Source organism: Rhodococcus sp. 06-235-1A (assembly GCF_002258785.1).
Lineage (GTDB): Bacteria > Actinomycetota > Actinomycetes > Mycobacteriales > Mycobacteriaceae > Rhodococcoides.
Genome location: NZ_NOYI01000027.1, coordinates 248,597 through 266,026, shown reverse-complemented (window position 1 = coordinate 266,026; position 17,430 = coordinate 248,597). Strand labels below are relative to the sequence as shown.

General features: G+C 64.9%; 20 protein-coding genes. 10 read left to right on the top strand and 10 right to left on the bottom strand.

What is annotated here, in order from left to right; genetic code table 11:
* The first annotated feature begins 283 nt into the window (after positions 1 to 283).
* Positions 284 to 1,039, top strand: a complete 756-nt coding sequence (locus CH275_RS24915; protein ID WP_094680827.1) for an SDR family NAD(P)-dependent oxidoreductase — start codon at positions 284 to 286, stop codon at positions 1,037 to 1,039.
* Between the two features lie 58 nt (positions 1,040 to 1,097).
* Here CH275_RS24915 and CH275_RS24910 read toward each other — a convergent pair whose 3' ends face one another.
* The 3 genes from CH275_RS24910 to CH275_RS24900 all read right to left on the bottom strand — a co-directional run bounded on the left by CH275_RS24910 (position 1,098) and on the right by CH275_RS24900 (position 5,074).
* Positions 1,098 to 2,372 (bottom strand): L,D-transpeptidase, encoded by a 1,275-nt coding sequence (locus tag CH275_RS24910; RefSeq protein WP_179276332.1) that lies wholly within the window; start codon positions 2,370 to 2,372, stop codon positions 1,098 to 1,100.
* 73 nt (positions 2,373 to 2,445) lie between these two features.
* The gene (locus CH275_RS24905; RefSeq protein WP_094680826.1) at positions 2,446 to 3,996 is read right to left on the bottom strand and encodes an MBL fold metallo-hydrolase; all 1,551 of its coding nucleotides are present in this window, start codon (positions 3,994 to 3,996) and stop codon (positions 2,446 to 2,448) included.
* 61 nt (positions 3,997 to 4,057) lie between these two features.
* The gene (locus CH275_RS24900; protein ID WP_094680825.1) at positions 4,058 to 5,074 is read right to left on the bottom strand and encodes a UDP-N-acetylmuramate dehydrogenase; all 1,017 of its coding nucleotides are present in this window, start codon (positions 5,072 to 5,074) and stop codon (positions 4,058 to 4,060) included.
* Between the two features lie 57 nt (positions 5,075 to 5,131).
* Here CH275_RS24900 and CH275_RS24895 point away from each other — a divergent pair, with 57 nt between their 5' ends.
* From CH275_RS24895 to CH275_RS24885, 3 genes are all read left to right on the top strand, one after another.
* Positions 5,132 to 5,641 carry a DUF2505 domain-containing protein gene (locus tag CH275_RS24895; protein WP_094680824.1) on the top strand — a complete coding sequence of 170 codons (510 nt, stop codon included), beginning with the start codon at positions 5,132 to 5,134 and terminating at the stop codon, positions 5,639 to 5,641.
* An 11-nt stretch (positions 5,642 to 5,652) separates the two neighbouring features.
* The gene (locus tag CH275_RS24890; RefSeq protein ID WP_094680823.1) at positions 5,653 to 6,156 is read left to right on the top strand and encodes a DUF2505 domain-containing protein; all 504 of its coding nucleotides are present in this window, start codon (positions 5,653 to 5,655) and stop codon (positions 6,154 to 6,156) included.
* A gap of 79 nt (positions 6,157 to 6,235) precedes the next feature.
* The gene (locus CH275_RS24885) at positions 6,236 to 6,934 is read left to right on the top strand and encodes a class I SAM-dependent methyltransferase (protein ID WP_256991197.1); all 699 of its coding nucleotides are present in this window, start codon (positions 6,236 to 6,238) and stop codon (positions 6,932 to 6,934) included.
* 5 nt (positions 6,935 to 6,939) lie between these two features.
* On the opposite strand, the gene CH275_RS24880 is transcribed toward CH275_RS24885, so the two are convergent.
* The gene (locus tag CH275_RS24880) at positions 6,940 to 7,527 is read right to left on the bottom strand and encodes a type IV toxin-antitoxin system AbiEi family antitoxin domain-containing protein (RefSeq protein ID WP_094680821.1); all 588 of its coding nucleotides are present in this window, start codon (positions 7,525 to 7,527) and stop codon (positions 6,940 to 6,942) included.
* Between the two features lie 110 nt (positions 7,528 to 7,637).
* On the opposite strand from CH275_RS24880, the gene CH275_RS24875 reads away from it, so the two are divergent.
* On the top strand, positions 7,638 to 8,384 hold the full coding sequence (locus tag CH275_RS24875) for an LmeA family phospholipid-binding protein (RefSeq protein WP_179276331.1): 747 nt from the start codon (positions 7,638 to 7,640) through the stop codon (positions 8,382 to 8,384).
* Positions 8,385 to 8,446: 62 nt separating this feature from the next.
* Here CH275_RS24875 and deoC read toward each other — a convergent pair whose 3' ends face one another.
* Positions 8,447 to 9,097: a deoxyribose-phosphate aldolase gene (deoC, locus tag CH275_RS24870; RefSeq protein ID WP_373453741.1), complete on the bottom strand. Its 651-nt coding sequence runs from the start codon at positions 9,095 to 9,097 to the stop codon at positions 8,447 to 8,449.
* A 59-nt stretch (positions 9,098 to 9,156) separates the two neighbouring features.
* On the opposite strand from deoC, the gene CH275_RS24865 reads away from it, so the two are divergent.
* The gene (locus CH275_RS24865; protein WP_094680819.1) at positions 9,157 to 9,999 is read left to right on the top strand and encodes a class I SAM-dependent methyltransferase; all 843 of its coding nucleotides are present in this window, start codon (positions 9,157 to 9,159) and stop codon (positions 9,997 to 9,999) included.
* 13 nt (positions 10,000 to 10,012) lie between these two features.
* Positions 10,013 to 10,897, top strand: coding sequence for a formyltetrahydrofolate deformylase (gene purU, locus CH275_RS24860; RefSeq protein ID WP_094680818.1), 885 nt, complete (start codon positions 10,013 to 10,015; stop codon positions 10,895 to 10,897).
* A gap of 1 nt (position 10,898) precedes the next feature.
* Here the strand turns inward: purU and CH275_RS24855 are convergent, their stop codons facing one another.
* From CH275_RS24855 to CH275_RS24835, 5 genes are all read right to left on the bottom strand, one after another.
* On the bottom strand, positions 10,899 to 11,924 hold the full coding sequence (locus CH275_RS24855; protein WP_094680817.1) for an alpha/beta fold hydrolase: 1,026 nt from the start codon (positions 11,922 to 11,924) through the stop codon (positions 10,899 to 10,901).
* A gap of 80 nt (positions 11,925 to 12,004) precedes the next feature.
* A complete protein-coding gene (locus CH275_RS24850; RefSeq protein ID WP_094680816.1) occupies positions 12,005 to 12,295 on the bottom strand; it encodes a DUF2516 family protein in 291 nt (96 codons plus the stop codon).
* Between the two features lie 67 nt (positions 12,296 to 12,362).
* Positions 12,363 to 13,151, bottom strand: coding sequence for a heparin-binding hemagglutinin (locus tag CH275_RS24845; protein WP_094680815.1), 789 nt, complete (start codon positions 13,149 to 13,151; stop codon positions 12,363 to 12,365).
* A complete protein-coding gene (locus CH275_RS24840; RefSeq protein WP_094680814.1) occupies positions 13,144 to 13,611 on the bottom strand; it encodes a helix-turn-helix domain-containing protein in 468 nt (155 codons plus the stop codon). Before CH275_RS24840 ends, CH275_RS24845 begins: the two co-directional genes overlap by 8 nt.
* Positions 13,612 to 13,685: 74 nt before the next feature.
* Entirely contained in the window at positions 13,686 to 14,960 is a 1,275-nt protein-coding gene (locus CH275_RS24835; protein WP_179276330.1) for a DUF445 domain-containing protein, read from the bottom strand.
* A 73-nt stretch (positions 14,961 to 15,033) separates the two neighbouring features.
* Here CH275_RS24835 and CH275_RS24830 point away from each other — a divergent pair, with 73 nt between their 5' ends.
* From CH275_RS24830 to CH275_RS24820, 3 genes are read left to right on the top strand one after another with little or no spacing between them, the layout of a single operon-like run.
* Positions 15,034 to 15,771: a TetR/AcrR family transcriptional regulator gene (locus tag CH275_RS24830; RefSeq protein WP_094680813.1), complete on the top strand. Its 738-nt coding sequence runs from the start codon at positions 15,034 to 15,036 to the stop codon at positions 15,769 to 15,771.
* 45 nt (positions 15,772 to 15,816) lie between these two features.
* Positions 15,817 to 16,362 (top strand): type 1 glutamine amidotransferase domain-containing protein, encoded by a 546-nt coding sequence (locus tag CH275_RS24825; protein WP_094680812.1) that lies wholly within the window; start codon positions 15,817 to 15,819, stop codon positions 16,360 to 16,362.
* Between the two features lie 16 nt (positions 16,363 to 16,378).
* Positions 16,379 to 17,368, top strand: a complete 990-nt coding sequence (locus tag CH275_RS24820; RefSeq protein ID WP_094680811.1) for an iron-siderophore ABC transporter substrate-binding protein — start codon at positions 16,379 to 16,381, stop codon at positions 17,366 to 17,368.
* The last annotated feature ends 62 nt before the right edge of the window (positions 17,369 to 17,430 follow it).

Below are 17,430 nucleotides of genomic sequence, written 5' to 3'. Positions count from 1 at the left end.
GACGGTGCGAAGTGATGCAGGTCAAGGGCGAGCACGGTGGTCACGAAAGACCACGACACGCGAACCGACTGCCCGTAGCGCAAAAGGCTAGAGACAGGTTCCTTGGCCGAGACAACACAGTTCCCGAGGAAGCGGCAAGCGAGAACCGAGGGACGCGGTCACATAGGTGACCCGCATCGCGGTGGTCTCACTGGCGGACATGAGTCCAAAATTAGCACTCGAAGCCCGATTGTCCAATCGGGCCCGTCCAGAAGCGCTGTTTCTCCCGAACTAGAATTTCCCCATGACCTCGCCCGAACACATCGCACCCGATACCCGAATCGCCGTCGTCACCGGAGCGAGTTCCGGCATCGGCGCGGCCACGGCCCGCCAACTCGCCGCCGACGGATTCCACGTGGTGATCGGTGCCCGCAGACTCGACCGGCTCGAGGAGTTGGCGTCGGACATCGGCGGCACGGCCCTGGAACTCGATGTCACGGACGAGGATTCGGTCGCCGCGTTCGCTGCGGTGATCCCCCGCGTCGACGTCCTGGTCAACAATGCAGGCGGCGCAAAGGGATTGGCTCCGGTGATCGACGCCGACCTCGACGACTGGCGCTGGATGTGGGAGACCAACGTTCTCGGCACGCTTCGGGTCACGAAGTCGTTGCTGCCCAAGCTGATCGAGTCCGGCGACGGCCTCATCGTCACGATCACCTCGGTTGCTGCGTTCGAGGCGTACGACAACGGATCGGGCTACACCTCCGCCAAACACGCTCAGGCCGTGCTGCATCGGACGCTACGCGGCGAACTACTGGGTAAGCCGGTGCGGTTGACCGAGGTAGCACCCGGTGCCGTGGAGACCGAATTCTCGCTCGTCCGCTTCGACGGTGACGCAGCCAAGGCCGACGCCGTGTACCAGGGCATCACGCCGCTCGTGGCGAGCGACATCGCCGAGGTGATCGGCTTCGTGGCCTCGCGCCCGTCGCACGTCAACCTCGATCAGATCATCATCAAGCCGCGCGATCAGGCCGGTCCGGGGCGCTTCTCCCGTAAGTAGCCCATGTGCATGGAAACTCGTAGTGCGCTACGAGTTTCCATGCACGTGCGCGCAGCGCTCAGCCAGCGGGCGCAGGTGCCGTCGTCGTGGCAGGTGCTGTCGTCGCGGGGGTCGTGGTTGCGGCTGCTCCGCCGGCAGGAAGCGCCGACATCGACTCCCAGGTCGGCCAGTCGATCGCCCAGTCGTACAGATCGCCGTCCGCTGCGGACAGGTCGATGCGGGTGCCGGTGACCTCCACCGGATCGCCGTACATCGCCGTACCGAAATACTGCTGCGCGTCCTCGGTGGAGAGGTTGATACACCCGTTGGTGACGTTGGATGCACCCTGCACGCCGGTGGTCAGCGGGTTGGCGTGGATGAACTCACCGTTGTTGGAGATGCGCACGGCCCAGCGTTCGCGCACGTTCTCGTAGAACGGCGGGTTGGACATCAGGAAGTCCTCGTGCTTCTCGGTGACGACGTGGATGCCGCTGCGGGTGACGTTGCGGTCTTCGTTGCCCTCGCCGTAGCTGACGGGGATGTCCATGATCGTCGCGCCGTCGCGGACCACCTGCATGCGGTGGCTGGTGGCGTCGGCGACGACCACCTGGCTGCGTCCGATGCTGAAGTTCAGGGTGACGTCGTCGGCACCGTAGGCACCGTCGCCGTAGTTCACGCCGTAGAGCTTCGCGACCACAGACACCGTCGTACCGGGCGTCCAGTAGTTGGTGGGACGCCAGTGGATGCGTGAGCCGTTGTCGTCGGGGAACCAGGCCCATGCGCCGGGAGTCGGCGGGTTGGTGGTCACCGTCAACGCCTTTTCTACGGCCGCCTTGTCCTCGATCGCCGAGTCGAACTGCAGGATGATCGGCGCGGCGATGCCGACTTCCTGACCGTCGCCGATGTTGGTGCTCACCGAGGTTCGGCTGTCCGGTTCGACCGTGGTGAACGCTCCGTCGATGGGCACGGTCTTGTTGTCGCTGCCGACCGCCGAGCCGGACCACGTGTACTCGACGCCGTAGCCAAGGGGTTCGGTGACGGCATACGAGGTCTTGTCGGGTGAGAGCGCGCCCTGGACGACCTTGCCCTCGGGGTTCGTCAGCGCAACCTCGGTGAGCGTTCCATCGGCCACGGAGACCGAGATGGGCGCGACGGGACTGACGTCGACGGCACCCGCTACGGGGTTCGCGGTGACCTTCACAACGGGCGCGGCCTCGGTGGTGGGGGCAGCGGCTCCCGAGCCTCCGTCGCCGGATCCGACGGTGCACCCTGCCACCAACGCCACCAAGGCGACGAGCACGGCGATCAACCACACCGCGCGCGTCCGTTTTGTCTGTTCTACCTGCTCATGCACGTTATCCAACGTACCTGCGTCTGCGAACTGCCCCACTTTTCCGGGTCGTTTTGGGGGCAGTCTCACAGCAGAGTCAGAGCTTCTGCGTGCGCAGCTCGTGACCCTTCGACGTCAGACAGCGGCCGGTTTCGAGGTTCCAGTCCCAGCCGTGCAGGTTGCAGGTGAGCTTCTTGCCCTCGACGATGCCGAATTTCGTCAGGTCCGCTTTCAGGTGTGGGCAGCGGCGCTGGATTTCGTAGCCGCCCATCGTGATCGTGGCGGTGTCGTCGTGCGCCTCGGAGAACCAGCCGTCGGCGTAGGCGATGCGTTCGTCGGTGAGGCATTTGAAGAACGTGTACAGGAATTCGTTGTAGCCGCCGACGCGTCGGGCGCGGAAGCGGGTGGACAGGAAGATCGAGTTGACCCAATCCGGCTCCCGGTCGCGTACTGCGGTACGTACCAGCTCCGGCGGAACGGTGAAGCTGTAACGGAACTTCTCGTTCGAGATCGGTTCGCGCACAATCCTTTTCGGAAAGTCCAGCACGACGGTCTCGTCACCCATAGTGATCCCGACGGGGTAGCCGATGCCGTCGCAGATCAGGTCCGTCTGCGCCATGATCGGCTCGAACAGACCCCGAAGCGGCTCGAGCAGCGGCTCGCCCTCGGCCGGAGCCCAGCCCGCTTTCTCGGCCGCGATGACCGATGCCTGACGCTGGGCGTAGGCCTCGATGTACTCGGCCTTGCCGGTGGTGAAGATGGCCTCCGCCTCGGCGGTGGGAATGGGATGCTCGTGCGAGAGCAGCTCGGAACCGTCGAACGTTGCAGCGGTGCCGGGCATCATCAGCAGGCCCTTGTCGTGCCCGTGCAGGCGCATCTGCTCGAGAAACACCATCTGGTCCGGGAACACGTTGGCCGGGTCGCCGTAGACGTCGTTGAGGAAGCGCAGTTCGTCGTCGAGGAAGCACGGCGGGCCGGCGGACGGAATGACCCATGTGGAGCCGACCTGCTCGATGTACTGGCGCGCTCGATCCATCTGCCGTTGCCGCTTCTGGATGCCGAAGTTCTTCTTGGCGCGCGCCACCATGTCGTAGACCATCGGGTACCAGATCGCGCCCGAGTACTGCAGCATGTGCACGTCCACGGGACCGAAATTCTCGGTCATGACGTCCAGGTCCACCGGCCGCGCGTCGTTCATGTTGAACGCGACGGTCTTGCCGTCGGAGACAACCAGCCCCGAGTCACCGATCGGCCCGTCCGCGGGCGCGCGCAGCGCGATGATCATGATGTCGAGATCGCCCTTGGGCCCGGAGATCGTGTGTTTGACCGAGTCGGTCGTCTCGTAGAACTTGTGGAAGCCGAGCTTCTCGAGCTCCTGCTTGAGATCGAGCACCGGATAGTCCGGCAGCAGCACCGTCGCGTCCTTGTTGACGTGTTCGGCCAGGTTCCGCGGATCGAAGTGGTCCTTGTGCAGGTGCGAGACGTAGAGGTAGTCGCAGTCGCCCAGAGCGTCCCAGTCCAGTCCCGAGTTGTCGGGGAACGGGAACCACGACGCGTAGAACGACGGGTTCACCCACGGATCGCACAGGATGCTCCCGGCCTCGGTCCGAATATGGAATCCCGCATGTCCCACGCTGGTGACCTGCACTGATTTACCTCCTACGAGCCCGACGTACAAAGCTCCATCGTATGCGCCGTTTTCGGTGGCTCTAACCCAGCGCGCAGTTGACGAGGTCACACTCGGGCGTCAGCGTGACGCCGAACTTCTCCTGCACACCGTCGCGGACGTGTGCGGCAAGAGCCATGATGTCCGACGCCGTTGCACCGCCCCTGTTGGTGATGGCGAGCACGTGTTTGGACGACAGGGCTGCGGTCCCGCGGCCGAATTCGGTCCCGTAGCCGCGCGGAAAGCCTGCGTTCTGAATCAGCCAGGCCGCCGGGATCTTGGTTCCCGCGGGGTCGGGGAAGTGGGGCGCGTGCGCGGCGGCCTCGGGCACTTCCCGCAGTACCGGGTTGAGGAAGAACGATCCAACGCTCCACGTGTCGTGGTCGTCTGCGTCGAGGACCATGCCGCGTTCGCCGCGCAGAGCCAGTACGGCCGCGCGCACGTCCGGTACCGGTACTACGTCGCCGATCTGCACATCCAGACGCTCCGACAACGCTGCGTAGCGCACCGGAAGCGACTCGGTCGTCTTCTTCAGCGCAAACGTCACATCCAGAATCACGTACCGCGAGGATCGCTTGAACACCGACGACCGATGGGTACCGAAGCCGCACTGCTCCGGCGTCCACACCGCCGTCACCTCGGTCTCGCGGTCGTAGACGGTGAGACTGTGCAACAGCTCCGACGTCGACGCTCCGTACGCACCGACGTTCTGGATCGGCGTCGCGCCGGTGGTTCCGGGAATGCCCGAGAGCGCTTCCATCCCGGACAGTCCCGCATCGATCGTCGCCTGGACGACAGCATCCCACTCGACGCCCGCGTCGACCGTCACGATCTCGCCGTCTATCTCCAGCCGCGACCCGGTCACCCGAACCACTCGGCCGTCGAACCCCTCGTCGCCGACGACCAGGTTGGATCCCCCGCCGACGACCAGCACGTCCGTCCCTGCGCGATCCGCATCACGCACCAGGGAGACCAACTCGTCGGCGTTCGTCGCGACAGTGAATTCACGGGCCGGGCCACCCACGCGGATGGTGGTGAGCTCCGAAATTGCAGTAGGCACGGACTCTCACGCTACCGGTCGCGCATGGCGCGAAGAGTCACCCGGTAACCTGCGTGGATGCCTCGCCCCATTGAGCACAGCTCGACTGTGCCCGCCTCCGCCGACAAGGTCCACGCAGCGCTGACATCCGAGCAGTACTGGAAGGACCGCATCGAGCAGATCGGCGGCCCCGGTGCCAGCTTGAAGAGCGTCACCGTCGGCGACGGCACCATCGACGTCGTCATGACCCAGTCCGTCCCCGAAGAGGAGTTGCCGTCCGCGGTGACCGCCTTCAAGAAGGGCGACCTCATCATCGAACGCACCGAGAGCTGGGGACCGTTCGACGGCACCCACGCCGACGGCACGTTCGGAGCCACCGTGGAGGGGGCACCGGCTCGCATCACCGGCACCACCACTCTCGATGCCAAGGGCGATACGACGACCATTGCGCTGGCCGGCACCACCGAGGTCAAGGTCCCCATCTTCGGCGGCAAGATCGAATCGATGATCAGCGAGCAGGTGCTGTCCCTCATCGACAACGAGCAGGACTTCACCGGTAACTGGATTGCCGCACAGGCGAACAGCTAGCCTGGCGCACTATGGCTCGCCGAATGAACTACTCCGCCCGGTTCACCCACTCGACGCAGCAGGTCTATGCAGCGCTGTCCAGTCGCGATCACTGGGATGCGCGCATCGAGGAGATGCGTAAGTACTCGGAGAACGAGCTGAAGAGCTTCGAGGTGTCCGACGCCGGAATCGACATCGTGATGCACCACGTCATCCCGCGGACCGAGCTGCCCGATATCGCGCAGACGGTGATGAAGAAAGACATGGTCATCACCCGCAACGTGCACTTCGACGCCTTCGAGGAAGTCACTGCGGGTCACTACGACGCGTCGATTCCGGCCGGCCCGGGTTCGCTGAAGGGCACCACCTCGCTCTTCCCGACCAATGGTGGTTCGACCCTGCGCACCTCTTCCGAGGCCAAGGTCTTCCTGCCGTTCATCGGCGGCAAACTCGAGCAGCTCATGCTCGTCAACCTCATCGACCTGTGGCGCGGTGAGGGCGAAGTGACCGCCGACTGGCTCGAGAAGAACGCCTAGCCCACTGAAGGGGCCTGAAGGCGTCATCACCCGCGGCACCACCGGCATCAATCGGTTGCGTCGTAGCGACCGGTGGCTGATGCACAACTCCGATGTTCGACGCGTCCTGCGCGAATCACCGGATCCCCTCGTCGTCGACCTCGGGTACGGGGCGATGCCGAACACGACCCTCGAACTCGCCGGGCGGTTGCGCACCGTCAGGCCCGACCTCCGTGTCACCGGACTCGAGATCGACCCCGCCCGAGTCGTTCCGGGAACTGGCGGCGTGGAGTTCGCTCGCGGGGGATTCGAGTTGGCCGGGCTGCGCCCGAACCTGGTACGGGCATTCAACGTACTGCGGCAATATCCCGAGGACGCGGTTCCTGCTGCCTGGCAACGCATTCAGTCTCGCTTGGCACCCGGCGGCCTGCTGGTGGACGGTACCTGCGACGAGTTGGGTAGACGCTGCGCCTGGGTCCTCCTGGACTCCGAAGGGCCGCGGTCTCTGACCCTGGCGTGGGATCCGTTCGACGTCGAGATGCCGTCGGACATCGCGGAGCGACTCCCTAAGGTATTGATACACCGCAACATCGAGGGTGAGTTCGTGCACGATCTGCTGCAGCGCGCAGATCGAGCGTGGTCGGTCTCGGCACCACTGGCACCCTTCGGCCCCCGAGTCCGCTGGCGCGCTGCTCTGACAGTGCTTGCCGAACAGGGGCTTCCGATCACACTCCCCCGCCGACGCATGCGCGACAACGTACTCACGGTGCCTTGGGCGACGGTTGCGCCGGCATCGTGAATCGGCTACGTGCAGGCCGACAACGCCAGCTCGACGCGTTCGGCCACTCGATCGGTGCTGCTGCCCGCCTCGGAGTACAGCGCTTGCGGGTCGACGCGACCGATCGCGACGGCGTCGCACACCACCTCGTCGAGAGTGATCTGCGAGATTCCTCCTGCGGCGAGATCGAGCACTGTTCGCACCGGCGTGGTGATGTTGAACGTGCCCGCCGATTCGACATCTCGTGGTTCGAGTCGCAGACGGTGAACGGCAAGTCGGGTGTCGGTCAGGCGTAGGTCTCCGAACGCACAGAGGTGGACGAATTGCGGGTGCAGATGCCCGAATCCGTGTAGCTCTGCGGCGCTCTGGTGCGAGATCACTGCCTCGCCGCCGAACCAGGCGCACCACATGGCGAACACTTCGAGCTCGCTGTGGGGCCATTGCCCGAGCCGGAACAGGTTTCGCTCGACGCGAGTCCACGTAGCCGTGGCCAGGTTGACGCGAACCATTGCCGGATCGAAGCCGAGCTCGCCGGCCTGCTCGGCTGTGAAGTAGCCGTCCTGACGAGTGGCGAGCGAGTGCAGTTCCTGCACACTCGGTCCTGTCGTACTCATGACGCAAGCGTACGTCAAAATGTGTTATAGATCACAAACTTTGGTTTCCGTGACATGGGTTCGGCGGGTTTCACAGAGCTTGCTCAGAATCATCGGGAAGACTGCCGGGAATGTCATCCACAGCCAAGCGCAGCAGCGTGCCGTTGATCGCAGTCTCCGTCGTTGTCGTTCTCCTCGTCGCCGTCATCGGTGGCGAGTTGTTCGTGCGTCAACAGATCAAGTCGTGCCTGGCCGGCCAGCTCGAATCCGAACTCGGTAGCCAGGTCGAGGTCGGTCTCGGCTTCAAGCCGGTATTGCTCTCGTTGGTGGACAAGAAGGTCTCCTCGGTGACCGTCGACAGCGACGACGCTCGCTTCGGCCCCGCCGAGGGCATGGTCGTGCACGCCGAGGCACGCGATCTGAACCTGACGCAGACCGCCGATTCCGGCGGCACCATCGGCAGCTCGAGTGCGGACATCTCGTGGTCCACCGACGGCATCACCCGCACCCTGCAGAGCCAGGGCATCGGCGCGATCGTCTCGGGCGTCACCTCGGACGCGTCGGCGGGCACCCTCGAATTCGCCGTCGGCGCGCTCGCGAAGCTGACCGTCAAGCCGCAGGTCGCGGACGGCCGGGTCGACTTCCAGACCGTCGACGCCTCGATTCTCGGTCTCGGGATCCCGACCGATCTGGTCGACTCGGTCGTCGGAGTGCTGACCGACAGCCTGCAGGCGTACCCGTTGGACATGACTCCGACGTCGTTGACCGTCACCGACTCCGGCATCGAGCTCACACTCGAAGGCGGGCAGTACACGATTCCCGTGACCCAGCAGGATCAGAACCAGCCGACGCCCGAGGGTTGCTCGCTGGTCGCGTAGCCCCACGTGCGCGGTAACTCGTAGTGGACTACGAGTTACCGCGCACGTGCGACGCAGTCGCTCTAGTTCAACCCGTCCAGCACCGCGCGGGTACCCGACAGCCCCAATCGTGTTGCGCCCGCGTCGATCATCGCCAGGGCGGCCTCCGTGGTCCGGATGCCGCCGCTGGCCTTGACGCCCAGGCGACCGCCTACGGTCTCCGCCATCAGCCGCACCGCTTCGACGCTCGCGCCGCCGGCCGGATGGAAGCCTGTGGATGTCTTGACGAAGTCGGCACCGGCCTTCTCGGCAGCGCGGCAGACCTCGACGATTGCCTCGTCGGACAGGGCTGCAGACTCGATGATCACCTTGAGTACGGCATTGCCGATGCCTTCGCGAACGGTGACGATGTCGGCCAATACTGCGTTGTAGTCCCCCGCAATGGCCGCTCCGACGTCGATCACCATGTCGACCTCGTCGGCACCTTGCTGCACCGCGAGACGCGCCTCGGATCCCTTGATCAACGAATGATGCTTGCCCGACGGGAATCCGGCGACGACGGCGGTGAGCATTCCCTCGGCGCGAATCGGCAACATCGACGGCGAGACGCACACCGCGAGCACCCCGAGCTCGCGGCCCTCCTCGATGAGAGCGGCCACATCGGCCGTCGTCGCTTCCGGCTTGAGCAGCGTGTGGTCGACCATGTCGGCGAGCGCAGCGCGGGTGAGTGTCATGCAGTCCAGCTTTTCACAGCACGCCCTTTCGTAGCCTTGGCGGTCTACGATTTTTCCTCATGACCGCAGCATCGCTCGCCGCCACCTTCAATGCCACCAGCAGGGAATTCGACGCGGTGACGCCGCAGGTCTGGGGTCCGGCGGGGCAGTCGCTCGCCTTCGCGCTCGAGTTGGCGTCCGGCGAGGCCGTTCTGGACGTATGCTCCGGCACCGGGGCGTCGGCGATTCCTGCGGCGGCCGCCGTCGGACCCGACGGCATCGTGCACGCCATCGACCTCGCCGACGGCCTGTTGGAGGTGGGCCGGGTGAAGGCCACCGATCGAGCTCTGCGCAACATCGATTTCGTTCTCGCCGACGCCACCGTGTGGGAACCGCCGTCGACCGTTCCCGACGCCGGATACGACGCTCTGGCCTGCTCGTACGGCATCTTCTTCCTTCCCGATCCAGAGCAGGACTTTGCGCGACTCGTCTCGTTGGTTCGCCCGGGCGGGCGCGTCGGAGTGACGGTGTGGCGCCAGGGCTCGGTCAGGGACTATTCGGGCGCGTTCTTCGACGTGATCGGCAGACACTGGCCGCCGAGCGCAGGCCCTGCGCCCGATCCGACGGCCGGAGTCGACGATCACCCGATCCGCAGGATGGAGACAGCGGATCTCCTCGGTGCCTGGCTCACCGCCGCGGGAACGTCCGACGTTCGAGTCGTCGAGCTGTCCAATCACGTACCGGCAACCGAATCGTTCGTGTGGGATTTCGTGCTGGGCAGCGCACTGCGCGGTGCGTTGACTCCGTTCGACGACGGAACTCGCACGCAGATCCGGGCCGAGTTCTCTGCGCTGCTGACCGAGCGCGGGATCGATTCGATCGATCTCGGGACACTGGTGGCAACCGGGGTCCGCGCGCCCTGAGACAATCGTCGGCATGAGTTCTTCCGTATCCGAGGACCGCCGCTACGTACTGTCTCTCGGTTGCCCCGACAAGACGGGCATCGTCGCCCGCATCTCGACCTTCCTCGCCGACGTCGGTGGTTGGATCGTCGAGGCCGCGTACCACGCCGATCCCGACACCGGTTGGTTCTTCACCCGGCAGGCCGTTCGGGCGTCGTCGGTCAGCATGTCCATCGAGGATCTGCGTGCACGGTTCGCCGAGGTGGCTGCCGAGCTGGGTCCGGAAACCGAATGGGCACTGCATGATTCGGGCGAACCCAAGCGAGTGGTATTGCTCGTCAGCAAGGAAGCGCACTGCCTGCACGATCTGCTCGGACGGGCGGCGGGCGGCGAACTGCCCGCACAGATCTCCGCGGTGATCGGCAACCACAAGTCGCTGGAGCCGATCGCCGCTGCGCACGGCACACCGTTTCATCACGTCGAATTCGCGAAGGATCCGGCCGAGCGCGGACCTGCCTTCGACGAGGTTCGCTCGCTCGTCGATTCCTACGACCCGCACGCGGTGGTGCTGGCTCGCTTCATGCAGGTGCTGCCGAAATCACTGTGCGCGCACTGGGCGGGACGGGCGATCAACATTCACCACAGCTTCCTGCCGTCGTTCGTCGGTGCCCGTCCGTATCACCAGGCCTTCGCGCGAGGCGTCAAACTCATCGGTGCCACCTGCCATTACGTGACGGCCGAGCTCGACGCCGGTCCGATCATCGAGCAGGACGTCATCCGCGTCGACCATTCCGACGAGGTCACCGACATGGTGCGTCAGGGCCGCGACATCGAGAAGCTGGTGCTCTCCCGTGGTCTGCGATGGCACCTGGAGGATCGTGTTCTGGTGCACGGCCGCAAGACCGTGGTGTTCAGCTAGATCACAAGTTACAGAGCCGAACGACCTCGGCGTTGAATTCGTCGATTGCTTCCACCGAGCTCATGTGTCCGATGCCGGGGATCACGATGAGTCTGCTCAGGTGGTCGTGGTCGTCCAGGGCGCGGGCGAGTTTGCGGGCGTGCACAGGCGGGGTCAAGCGGTCGGCAGATCCGACGAGCACGCTGGTGGGAACGGACATGTTCTCGAGTGCCTCGCGGATGTCGAGATCGGTGAGCGCTGCACCCCAGACACCGCGGGTGCGCGGCGCGCATTCCAGCACGATCTTCTCGCAGAACGCGACCTCGGCAGGTGTGGCTCCGGGTGCCATCGAGATGTACTTGATGGCTTGGCGCGTCACCGGCGACGGCCGCAACGGCAGCGCCGAGCTCAGCACGGCTCGACCGACCGGTGCCGGAACGCGCGGGAAGCGCTGCGGCAACGGGATGACGGTGGTCTCTCGGATGAGGGAGTCGGTCGCGGTGCTGGCGAGCAGCACGGCACTGACGAGTCGATCGACCTGTTCGGGGTAGTTCCCGGCCCACGCCATGATCGACATACCGCCCATGCTGTGCCCCACCAGGACGGCCTTGTTGTCTTCGACGACAGTCGCGGCGAGCACCGACGCGAGGTCGTCGGCCAGCACGTCCGGGCTCAGCGGCCGCGTTCCGACGTCGCTGCGGCCATGGCCGCGCTGGTCGTACGCGATGACGCGGTATCGACCGGCGAGGGCGTTGATCTGCGGAAACCAGTAGTCGGCCGAGCAGGTCCACCCGTGGCTGAAGACGATCGGTTCGGCATCGGCATCACCGTAGCTACGGACGTGCAGGTGAGCTCCGTCGTCGGTGACCACCTCGGTGATGTGCGGCTCGATCGTGGGGCGCTTCAGAAGCTCGTCGGGCCGAACGTCGGTCGTCTTGGTGAACGAATGCAAGCGACGCCGCCGGACGACGAATGCACCGACCGATGCGGCCGCAGCGGCGCTGCCGATTCCGAACAACACACGTTCGACTACCTTGCGTGAAACCACAGAAAATCCCCTCTACCTCGACCCCCTGGCGGGTGCGGTAGACGGTACGCCCACGATCGAGTGGGCGTCGATGCGCCTGCCTACCAGCGGGGTCCGCGCTGAATGCTGTCGATCTTCGGACGGACGTCGACGAGGTACACGGCGACGCCGACGATGCCGATGATCCAGAACATGATGACCATCGGGCCGATCAGCATCAGCAACAGGCCTACCGCCAGAATGCCCAACCAGGCGTTCTTGGTCAGCTTTCCGGCCGCGGGAAATGCGTCGGGCCGTTGGCGCAGCGCATGGAAAATGGCGAACGCGGCTCCGGCAATCGAGATGATTTGCAGGATCAAGAAGATCGTCTGGGAGAAGCTGCTCGCAATCACGCCCGCCAGTGTACGAGAAACGACCCCTGCACCGCGCGGTGCAGGGGTCGTTTTCTTTACGAACGCTTTAGCGAGTGGTCTTCTTCGCCGGAGCCTTCTTGGCCGGAGCCGGAGTGGCCTTCTTCGCGGCCGGTGCCGGTGCCGTCTTCTTGGCCGGTGCAGGCGTCTTCTTGATCGGCGAGTTGGCGCTGCTGCGGGTCTTGGCCTCGACCTTGCCCGCCACGCCGCTCACCTTGTCGGAAGCCTCGACGGCCTTGTCCTTGGCTTCGTCGCCTGCTTCGTCGATGTTCTCGGCGAGTTCGTCTGCGGCGTCGGAGATTTCCTCGGCACCTTCACGAACCTTGTCCGACGCGATGCCGGCCAGAGCTGCGGCGCGCTCGCCCACTGCGCGGGTCTGCGAGGCAACGGTTCCGAGAGCCTGCTCGGTGAGGTCGACGACGTCGTTGGCGGCGGAGTTGGCGCGCTCGAGGCCCTCTTCGACGGCGGGCGTGCGACGGATGCGCTCGACGGTCTCTTCGCCGCGCTCGGCGAGCGAGGTGTACAGGTCGGAGGCAACCTTCAGGTACGCCTCGGCGACCTTGCGCAGCTCTTCCGGGGTGAAGCGCTCGCGCAGCTCGGCGATCTCGTCGGGGAGTTCGGCGGGCAGGTTGGCCAGGCGCTCGCGCAGGCTCTCGACGCCCTCGGTGACCTCTTCGGACAGGTCGGCGATGCGAGCGTTGACCTCGCTGGTGCGGCTCTCGGCGCGCGAGCGCACCTGAGCGACGACGTCGGCTACTGCCTGCACCACGGCGTCGCCTGCACCGACGGCAGCGAAGATGGGGGTCTTGACGTTCTCGAAGTTCTTGGAATCAGACATCTGGTGTCTCCTGTTCGTCGGGTTCTGGCTCCTGCGTCGACTCGTTCTCTCGACAGAACGAGTCGTAGATCTCGATCAGCACTTGCTTCTGCCGTTCGGTGATGTGTTCGTCGCCGAGCAGAGCTTCGCGCACCGGACCGTGGGGACGCGCTTCCAAGATCCCGGCCCGGATGTACAACACTTCGGACGAGACGCGCAGACCCTTGGCTATCTGCGCGAGCACCTCTGCGGACGGATTGCGTAGTCCGCGTTCGATCTGACTCAGGTACGGATTGCTCACTCCGGCACGGCTTGCGAGCTGTCGCATGGAAACCTGTGCGGCTTCTCGCTGTGACCGGATGTAGCTACCGATGTCCTGGGCTGCCGTTGTCACCACCGCGGCGACGATGTCGCTTGCCTCGGCGACGACGTGCGTCGCTTCGGTCGCTTTGGCGACCAGATCTCCCTCGTTCTCGGCCATGTCGGCCTCCTGGATTCGGTGTTCGAGAACGACGGTACCCAAGGGTGCTAACTATTGCAAGCACTCTGCTAGCACTAGTGCCCGAAGATCAGATCCGAGACCGTGTAGATAGCCAGTCCGGCAATGGATCCGACGACGGTTCCATTGATCCGAATGAACTGAAGATCGCGTCCGACCTGCAGTTCGATCTTCTTGCTCGCCTCCTCTGCATCCCACCGCGCGACGGTGTCCCCGATGATGGTGGTGATCTCGTCCGCGTAGTTCGCCGCGATGTAACTCGCCCCACCGAGGAGCCAGCCGTCGACCTTTCCACGCAATTCCTCGTCGTCGCGCAGGCGCACCCCGAGGTTGACGGTGTTCTCCTTGATCTTGGTGCGCAGCGTGCTCGTCGGATCGTCGACCGACTCGGTGATCAAACGCTTGGCCACCTTCCATGTCGCCGCCGCGAGCCCGGTGATCTCCTCGCGGCCCATGATCTGCGCCTTGAGCTTCTCGGCCTTCTCGATGGTGACCGGGTCGTGCTGAAGATCGTTGGCGTAGTCGACCAGGAACTTGTTGGCAGCCAGGCGCACGTCGTGCTCGGGGTTGGATCTGATCTTCCAGGTGAACTCGACGAGTTCCTTGTAGACCTTCTCGCCCAGCAAGGTGTCGACGAACTTCGGCGACCAGTTCGGAGAGTCCCGCGCCACGACGCGATCGATCATCTCCTGGCTGCCGAGCGCCCACTGATGAGCCCGCTCGGCGAGCATGTCGATCAGCGGCAACTGGCGGTTCTCACGGAGCAACTCGTCGAGGATCCGGCCGATCGGCGGGCCCCACTGCGGATCGGCGAGACGCCGCACGATGGTGCTGTCGATGACGGCGGTGATGTCCTCGTCGTTGAGCACGTCGACGACGCCGTGCAACACGGTCGCCGCCTCGGCCGCGACGCGTTCCGCGTTGTCGGGCTGGGCGAGCCACGTGCCCAATCGCAACGGAACCTGCGCCGACGCGACCTTCTCCGAGACCACCTCGGGCGCAAGGAAATTACTGCCGACGAAGGAGCTCAGGCTCGCGCCGAGCTGGTCCTTCTTCTTCTTGATCAGCGCCGTGTGCGGAATGGGGATGCCCAGCGGATGCTTGAACAGCGCGGTCACCGCGAACCAGTCCGCGAGCGCGCCCACCATTCCGGCCTCCGACGCCGCGCGCACGTACCCCACCCATGCTCCCGCACCCGTCGACTCCTGCCACCTGCAGAACAGATAGACGATCGACGCGAAGACGAGAAAGCCCGTCGCGACTGTTTTCATCTTGCGGAGGTCGCGACGTTTGGTGTCGTCGTCGAAGTTCATGAGCTGCACAACCGACATTGTGCCCAGAAATGTGGCAGATCAACCGGACGCAGCCTGCAATGGTGTCGGAGAAGGCGCATAGGGTGGTGCTGTGGCGAGAAATACGACGGAGGCAAAACTGGACGAGTCCGAGCCGAGCGAGGAAAAGCCCAAGGCCGAGAAGCCGGACGGTCGCAAACGTCGGTGGCGCGAGCACAAGATCGCTCGACGCGAGGAACTCGTCGACGGCACGTTGGCCGCAATCCGGCTGCGGGGGCGCGACATCGGTATGGACGAGATCGCGTCGGAGATCGGTATCTCGAAGACGGTGCTCTACCGATACTTCACCGACAAGAACGATCTGACCAGCGCCACCATGTCGCGGTACGTCGAGACGACGCTTGCCCCACGCATCTACTCCGCGATCTCGCACGAACTCGACGAGTACGAGCTCACCCGAATCGTCGTGACCGCCTATGTCGAGACGGTGGCCACCGATCCCGAGGTGTACCTCTACGTCATGGCGAACAACGCCGGCAACAATCGCGATGTCGTCGCCGAATCCGAGCGGATGATCGCCGAGTTGCTCTCCACCGTGCTGGGCGAGCGGCTGCGTCAACGCGAGATGGACTCGGGCGGATCGGTGCCGTGGGCGTTCGCCATCGTCGGCGCGGTCCAGTTGGCGACGCACTGGTGGATCTCCAACAAGTCCATGTCCGCAGACGATTTGATCGACTACCTCTGCATGATGATGTGGGGCGGCATCCACGGAGTTGCCATGGCCGACGGTTCCCCCGCGAAGTTCAAGTCGCAGCCGCATCCGCTCGTCGACGAGCCGAACGAGTCCTGACGCCCGTCAGTTTGAGAATCGGCTCGGTCGGACATTCGATGACGCATGACCACCGAAACATTGACCGGACGCCGCATCGCGATACTCGCTACCGACGGCGTCGAGCAGGTAGAGCTGGTACAGCCTCGCGAGGCCGTCGAAAATGCAGGAGCCACAGTCACATTGGTTTCGCTCGACCATGGCGACATTCAGGCCATGGAGAGTGACGTCCATGCGGCCGATACCTTCACCGTCGATCGCGTCGTCGCCGACGTCTCGGCCGACGACTTCGATGCGCTGATCCTGCCCGGCGGAACCACCAACCCCGATCAACTCCGCGTCGACGCCGAGGCAGTCGAGTTCGTCCGCGCGTTCGTGCAGGCTCGCAAACCGGTCGGCGTGATCTGCCACGGAGCCTGGACCCTCGTCGAGGCCGACGTACTGCAGGGGCGAACGTTGACGTCCTACCCGAGCATCCGCACCGACATCCGCAACGCAGGCGGGACGGTCGTGGACGAGGAAGTGGTCGTGGACGGCAACCTGGTCTCGAGCCGGAATCCGGACGACCTGCCGGCCTTCTGCGCAAAGATCGTGGAGCATTTCGCCGCTTGATAGGTTAGCGTGCCCTATGCGCATTTCTCGTTCGTTGGCTCTGCCTGCGGCAGCTCTCGCCTTCGCTCTCACCCTGACCGCATGCAGCTCCGACGCCGGTGACGGCGACAGCGCCGATCCTTCCGAGGCCGGCGGAATCGTCGTCACCGACATGTTCGGCGACGTCGAAGTACCGGAGAACCCCCAGCGCGTGGTGGCGCTCGGTTGGTCCGATGCAGAAACAGCGCTCGCGCTCGGCGTCCAGCCCGTCGGTGCCAGCGACTGGCTCGGCGTCGGCGGAAACGGCTTGGGCCCGTGGGTCGACGAGTCCTACGACACCGACCCCACGATCCTCGGCACCTTCGACGTCGACATGGAATCGATTGCGGCGCTGGCACCGGACCTGATCCTGTGGACGCGCAGCACCAACGACAAGGCCGTGTACGACCAACTGTCCGACATCGCACCCACCGTCGCGGCACCGCCGGGAACCGATGTCGCCTACGGCACCACCTGGGACGGACAGACCGAGATCGTCGCCCAGGCGCTCGGAAAGGTCGACGAGGGCAAGAAGCTCGTCGACGATACCCAGGCACTGTTCGACGACACCGTCTCCGCCAACCCGGAGTTCGCGAACAAGACCGTCGCCGTCGGCACGCTCTACAGCGGGCAGATCGGCGCCTACGTGCGCGGCGACACCCGCGTCGACTTCCTCGAGTCGCTCGGCCTGACGAACACCCCGGCCATCCAGAACCTCGCCGAGCCAGGAGCGTTCAGCATCGAACTGTCCGAGGAGAACGTCGCCGCCCTCGACGCCGACCTCACGGTCATGTTCCCCATCGGCACCGGACCCGAAGTGATCACCGACAACCCGTCGATCCAGGGCCTACCGTCGGCACGCGACGGACGCCTCGTGGTACTCGGTGACACCAACCTGTCCAACGCATTCTCGGCCGCATCGGTCGCGGGCACCCGATACGCACTCGAAAACGCAGTGCCACTGTTCGCAGCGCCGCTGAAGGGCTAGATCACACGCCCCCGGGGGCTTGTCACACTCTCCCCGGCGGGCTTGTCACACTCTCCCCGGCG

Excerpts from the sequence above, each read along its gene's own strand:
- CH275_RS24840 (WP_094680814.1), bottom strand. The coding sequence starts at position 13,611 with ATGGCCGAGAACGAGGGAGATCTGGTCGCCAAAGCGACCGAAGCGACG.
- CH275_RS24890 (WP_094680823.1), top strand. The coding sequence starts at position 5,653 with ATGGCTCGCCGAATGAACTACTCCGCCCGGTTCACCCACTCGACGCAG.
- CH275_RS24825 (WP_094680812.1), top strand. The coding sequence starts at position 15,817 with ATGACCACCGAAACATTGACCGGACGCCGCATCGCGATACTCGCTACC.
- CH275_RS24875 (WP_179276331.1), top strand. The coding sequence starts at position 7,638 with ATGTCATCCACAGCCAAGCGCAGCAGCGTGCCGTTGATCGCAGTCTCC.
- CH275_RS24885 (WP_256991197.1), top strand. The coding sequence starts at position 6,236 with ATGCACAACTCCGATGTTCGACGCGTCCTGCGCGAATCACCGGATCCC.
- CH275_RS24880 (WP_094680821.1), bottom strand. The coding sequence starts at position 7,527 with ATGAGTACGACAGGACCGAGTGTGCAGGAACTGCACTCGCTCGCCACT.
- deoC (WP_373453741.1), bottom strand. The coding sequence starts at position 9,097 with ATGACACTCACCCGCGCTGCGCTCGCCGACATGGTCGACCACACGCTG.
- CH275_RS24915 (WP_094680827.1), top strand. The coding sequence starts at position 284 with ATGACCTCGCCCGAACACATCGCACCCGATACCCGAATCGCCGTCGTC.
- purU (WP_094680818.1), top strand. The coding sequence starts at position 10,013 with ATGAGTTCTTCCGTATCCGAGGACCGCCGCTACGTACTGTCTCTCGGT.
- CH275_RS24835 (WP_179276330.1), bottom strand. The coding sequence starts at position 14,960 with ATGTCGGTTGTGCAGCTCATGAACTTCGACGACGACACCAAACGTCGC.
- CH275_RS24845 (WP_094680815.1), bottom strand. The coding sequence starts at position 13,151 with ATGTCTGATTCCAAGAACTTCGAGAACGTCAAGACCCCCATCTTCGCT.
- CH275_RS24820 (WP_094680811.1), top strand. The coding sequence starts at position 16,379 with ATGCGCATTTCTCGTTCGTTGGCTCTGCCTGCGGCAGCTCTCGCCTTC.
- CH275_RS24895 (WP_094680824.1), top strand. The coding sequence starts at position 5,132 with ATGCCTCGCCCCATTGAGCACAGCTCGACTGTGCCCGCCTCCGCCGAC.
- CH275_RS24865 (WP_094680819.1), top strand. The coding sequence starts at position 9,157 with ATGACCGCAGCATCGCTCGCCGCCACCTTCAATGCCACCAGCAGGGAA.